Here is a 4,954-nt window from a genome sequence, read left to right as displayed (position 1 = left end):
TTTTGTCCCGGCCCTTGCCAGCACGCTTGCGATCAAAACCCATAACTTCTTACTTGCCTTCTCATCGCCCTGAACCACTATGTTATGCAGTCTTGGGCGACTGTACTGCACGTCACAAGCGCAATCGGTCCTGATTACGCAAGCATTAGCTATATCGCATTAAAAGGTGACGCGATAGCAAATATTGTAACGGGAAATCGCGGTGCCATAGCTGCACTTTCATTTGCCTTGGGCAGCACTGTCGGGCAAGGGGCGTGGATGAGCGTATATTTGCATGAAGAAGACCTTCCCGCTGGCGTATTGGCCGAGGGACCCGTGGCCGTTGACACGGAAACCATGGGATTGATTACCCCGCGCGACAGGCTTTGCCTGCTGCAGATTTCCGATGGCCGCGGTGATGAACATCTCATCCGCTTTGGCCGGGATAGTGACTATAGCGCGCCCAATCTGCGCGCCATACTCGCCGATCCTGCACGGCTGAAGCTATTTCATTTTGCGCGATTCGATCTCGCCGCGATCTCACATTATCTCAACGTCGTCGCGACGCCGCTGTTCTGCACAAAAATCGCGTCGCGGCTGACCAGAACCTACACTGACCGGCACGGCCTTAAAGAACTGGTCAAGGAGATGCTGGCAACTGACATTTCCAAACAGCAGCAGTCGAGCGACTGGGGTGGCCCTGTACTTTCCGAGGCGCAAAAGGAATACGCCGCAAGTGACGTGCGTTATCTCCACCGCTTGCACGCCGAATTCGTCATTCGTCTTGAACGCGAAGGCCGCACTAAGCTGGCGCAGGCATGTTTTGACTTTCTGCCACATCGCGCAGACCTTGATCTTGCGGGTTGGCCAGAAATTGACATATTCGGGCACAGTTAAGGTTCGTTCTGGTTAGGCAATTATTATGTCAGTACAAGCCGATCTCGAACGCACGCAAAGACAACGCTGGGCAATGCCTGGCGGGCGACACGACCGGCTGATCCGAACGCTTCGGGTCGTCCTGCCGAGCGTCATCGGTTTACTTGTCGCATTGCTGGCGTTCAGCCCCTTTACCGGCAAGCAGGAATTAAGCTTTGTCCTGAACAAGGACGAAGTTAACCTGTCGCGCGAGCGGCTACGCGTCGTTGAGGCACTGTACCGCGGCGATGATAGCAAGGGCCGTCCTTTTTCCTTACGTGCAGGCAGCGCTGTGCAGAAAACTTCGGCTGAACCCGTGTTGGACATGACGTCCCTGTCCGGGCGCATCACACTTAATGACGGCCCAGCCTCCATCATTGCGCAACGCGGTGTTTATGACATGAACAAGGAAACGATGCGCGTAAATGGCCCCCTTGCTGTCGAATCGACTGGCTACGACATGGTCGCGAGCAATGTTGAGTTGTCGCTGAAGGACCGTTCCATGCAAAGCTTCGGACCCGTAAGCGGACGGACAAAGGTCGGCACCTTCCGTGCCGGACGTCTGCGCGCTGATCTGGATTCAAGAATCGTGCGGTTGGATGGCGGCGTTCGTTTGCGTATCGACCAGAATGCGATTAAGTGAGCCGTCCATGACCATCCGCTCTTTCTCTTTTGGCCTGTGTGCTGCGATTGGCAGCATGGCCATGCTGTCATCTGCTTCAACAGCGCAAAGCATTCGGAACCACAATAGCAATGCGCCAGTCGATTTCTCTGCAGCCTCCATGGAGCTGCAGGACAGGGCGGATCGCGTTGTACTTTCGGGCGGCGTAACCGCAATACAGGCCGGGCTTACGCTTAAAGCGAACCGCGTTACGGCCGCTTATTCCAGCAATAGTGGCATTGATGTGAACCGCCTGGATGCAACCGGCGGCGTTACCATCACCAAAGACGACCTGCGCGCGACGAGCAGCTCGGCCATTTATGATCTCGACTCGAGCCTGATTACGCTGATCGGTAATGTAAACCTCGTGCAAGGCCGCAACCGTCTGACTGGTGGACGGCTTGTCATCGATCTCAACTCTGGCCGATCGACAATTAATGGCGGTGGTGCCCCCGGAACTACTAACTCCGGCGGCCGTGTCACTGGCACCTTCAGCGTTCCGCAGCGGAAGAATTAGATTCCCGGCCCGGCTCTGACAGCCAAGGGATACAGTGGTCTTACCAGCCGATGATTTTGAGTGCCCGCTCATTCCTGATCGACACAAAGGCGATTAAAGGCACAATCAACCCCGACGCAACGCCAACAAGGATATGCACCATAGCGTCCCGGACGTCGAAAGTTGTCAGCATCGCCCTGAACAGGGCCGAGACTATTGTATGCGATAAATATATCGCCATTGACGCCTGCCCGATCAACACAAGCCACCCAAATGATACAAGGTTCGAGAGCAACGCGAGCATAGCAACAATGGCCAAGCTGATACTCACTGCGATTCCAAAATCATATAATGCATCAACGCTGCCCCATGGCGTAAAAAGCGTGATTACGGCGACCGCGAAGCTGCCGAACAGCACATAAAGCGGGGCAGCAAACAGCCAGTGCCGAACCGACATTCCTACAAGAATGTAAGGCAAATATACCAAGGCTTGCTGAGTCCAGGGGGAGTGTAATCCGGAATTTAGCCAAAGGACCAGCATCAGGAGGGCAATGACAGTTACCAAAGGCCATGGGACGGACCGAAACCTGAGCGCCAAGCTTAGCGTATATATGCCTTTAATAATGAGGAAGCCGAGGAATAGCGCCCATAAAAACCAGAAATGTTCCCGGGGCGGCAAGGGGAACACAGGAAAGTTCTGCCAACCCATCGGGGTGTTAGCCGCGCCACCTGCCAAAACTTTACAGAAAAAGAAAATATAGGTCCACAAAATCAGAGGCCAGATCAATCGCTGTGCGTGCTTTAGCGTATATCTCAGCCAGTCCTGCGGAAGGGCTTTGTGAATAAACATCCCCGACATTAAGAACATCAAGGGCATGTGAAACGCATAAATCGCAGCGTCAGCTTGGCCGAAGTCGCCTGCAAAACTGATGATTTGGGATGTCTCCAGCCCTCGCAGAGTGTGACCGATGACCACCAATATGATCCCGACCCCTTTTGCAGCGTCGATCCATTGTACGCGGCTGGAACTTTGCTTGCCCGTACCCTCTGATGGGTGTGTCAGCGTATCGCCCAAAACGGCAGCCCGACACAAAATGTTAGTATATTCATGCTGAACCTGATTTACTTTCCAGGTGTCCCCTCAGCGCTGTAAACCACATTCATCGGGTTTTGTTCATCGGGCGACACGGTTTTGATGAAAGTCAGTTTTCGCTTGGCGTTCGTGCTGACCGTATCGCCCATGATCCTCCGCTCCGCGACATTTGCAACACACACCCGCGACAGTCCTAAAATCGACACAGCATGAACCATGCCAATTGCAAAAGGCATCACTAGTCATTAGCTGTCACGTGGAGAACAACAGCATGACCGCGGGCGAATACTGAAAATGGATAGCATGACTGCCACCTTCCCTGCTGTGGACGCGACCACGGATAACGGCCTGCAATCAGGTTTGGGCGTCGTTTCCATCGCCAAAAGTTACGACAAGCGCGCCGTTCTGACTGATGTTTCGCTGTCAGTTGCCAAGGGCGAGGTTGTGGGCCTGCTCGGCCCAAATGGCGCTGGCAAGACCACATGCTTTTACTCAATCATGGGTCTGGTAAAGCCCGATAGCGGCCGGATTACACTGGACGGCGCTGATATCACCAATTTGCCGATGTATCGCCGCGCGATATTGGGACTTGGCTATTTGCCACAGGAAACCTCCATTTTTCGCGGCATGACCGTTGAACAGAATATTAGCGCGGTTCTGGAAATGTCCGAGCCCGATGCAGGATCTCGCGGGGAGCGGCTGGAAAAGCTGCTGGATGAATTCGGTCTCACCCGTTTGCGCAGCGCACCAGCCATGGCCTTGTCAGGCGGCGAACGGCGACGGTGCGAAATTGCGCGCGCACTGGCCGCGAACCCTTCGATCATGCTTCTCGACGAGCCTTTTGCCGGCATTGACCCGATTTCTATTTCGGACATCCGTGATCTGGTAAAGGAACTAAAGACACGCGGTATTGGCGTCCTGATCACTGATCATAATGTCCGCGAAACGCTTGATATAGTTGACCGGGCCTGCATCATTTACGGTGGTCAAGTCCTGTTCGCCGGATCGCCGGAGGCGTTGGTTGCCGATCCCAACGTGCGTCGCCTGTATCTGGGCGAGAGTTTTGCGATGTGATGCGGGGGCAATGACGAGACAATAACGTCATGGCATTAGCTCCGCGCCTCGACCTTCGCCAAAGCCAGTCGCTGGTCATGACGCCACAGCTACAGCAGGCGATCAAGCTGCTGGCGCTGTCGTCGCTTGAAATCGAAGCGTTTATTGCAGAAGAGATTGAACGCAATCCCGTGCTTGACGCAGCCAGCGGCGAGGCTGCGGCGGACTCGGGTTCCGAAGACTATCCGCAAATGGCGAGCGCAGATAATGGCGAGCGCACCAGCGACGACGTGCTTGGCAATGACAGCCATGCAGCTTCGGAAGCGCTTGATGTCGATTTCACCGCCGAAACATTCCATCACGACTCGGTGTCTGACAGTGTCGGCGGCGCGGACGGGATGCTTGGACTTTCGGGCAGCGCAATGTCCGGCAGCATTGATGGTGACGGGCCGGATTTTGATAGCTTTGCCGCGCGCGATGTCACCTTGCGTGAGCATTTGATGGCGCAGGCCGGTTCATGCCTGTCTGGACGCCAACTGTTTCTGGTGCAGCAGATAATCGAACACATTGAACCGACTGGCTATATTGGCGAGGATTTGCTGGCGATGGCGCACCGGCTTGGCGTGCCAATGGCGGAAATGGAGGCCGCGCTGGCCGAATTGCAGCGGTTTGACCCCACCGGCGTTGGCGCACGCAACCTGTCCGAATGCCTTGCGCTGCAGGCCAAGGAAGCGGACCGCTACGATCCTTGCATGGC

Annotated in this window: 6 protein-coding genes and 1 pseudogene; 5 read left to right on the top strand and 2 right to left on the bottom strand. The window is 55.1% G+C overall.

Translation table 11 applies throughout. From position 1 onward, the window contains the following. Positions 1–258 precede the first annotated feature (258 nt). The 3 genes from ACK4S7_RS11225 to ACK4S7_RS11215 are packed head-to-tail and all read left to right on the top strand — an operon-like array spanning position 259 to position 2,072. Positions 259–876, top strand: coding sequence for a ribonuclease D (locus ACK4S7_RS11225; protein WP_409646840.1), 618 nt, complete (start codon positions 259–261; stop codon positions 874–876). Between the two features lie 25 nt (positions 877–901). Further along, positions 902–1,537 carry an LPS export ABC transporter periplasmic protein LptC gene (locus ACK4S7_RS11220; RefSeq protein WP_409646827.1) on the top strand — a complete coding sequence of 212 codons (636 nt, stop codon included), beginning with the start codon at positions 902–904 and terminating at the stop codon, positions 1,535–1,537. Continuing rightward, positions 1,524–2,072, top strand: a complete 549-nt coding sequence (locus ACK4S7_RS11215; protein WP_409646826.1) for an LptA/OstA family protein — start codon at positions 1,524–1,526, stop codon at positions 2,070–2,072. The genes ACK4S7_RS11220 and ACK4S7_RS11215 overlap by 14 nt, the downstream gene beginning before the upstream one ends. A 40-nt stretch (positions 2,073–2,112) precedes the next feature. Here the strand turns inward: ACK4S7_RS11215 and ACK4S7_RS11210 are convergent, their stop codons facing one another. Beyond that, positions 2,113–3,126 carry an acyltransferase family protein gene (locus ACK4S7_RS11210; RefSeq protein WP_409646825.1) on the bottom strand — a complete coding sequence of 338 codons (1,014 nt, stop codon included), beginning with the start codon at positions 3,124–3,126 and terminating at the stop codon, positions 2,113–2,115. Positions 3,127–3,173: 47 nt separating this feature from the next. Continuing rightward, positions 3,174–3,362, bottom strand: coding sequence for a hypothetical protein (locus tag ACK4S7_RS11205; protein ID WP_409646824.1), 189 nt, complete (start codon positions 3,360–3,362; stop codon positions 3,174–3,176). Positions 3,363–3,447: 85 nt separating this feature from the next. Between ACK4S7_RS11205 and lptB the strand changes: the two genes are divergently transcribed. Continuing rightward, positions 3,448–4,218 (top strand): LPS export ABC transporter ATP-binding protein, encoded by a 771-nt coding sequence (gene lptB / locus ACK4S7_RS11200; RefSeq protein ID WP_409646822.1) that lies wholly within the window; start codon positions 3,448–3,450, stop codon positions 4,216–4,218. Positions 4,219–4,247: 29 nt separating this feature from the next. Continuing rightward, positions 4,248–4,954: pseudogene (locus tag ACK4S7_RS11195) on the top strand (RNA polymerase sigma-54 factor); the annotation flags it as partial.

The organism is Sphingorhabdus sp. (genome assembly GCF_046292425.1).
In the GTDB taxonomy this organism is placed as follows: Bacteria; Pseudomonadota; Alphaproteobacteria; order Sphingomonadales; family Sphingomonadaceae; genus Sphingorhabdus_B.
The sequence above is the reverse complement of the archived record's forward strand: the minus strand, read 5'-3'. Positions and strand labels throughout refer to the sequence as shown.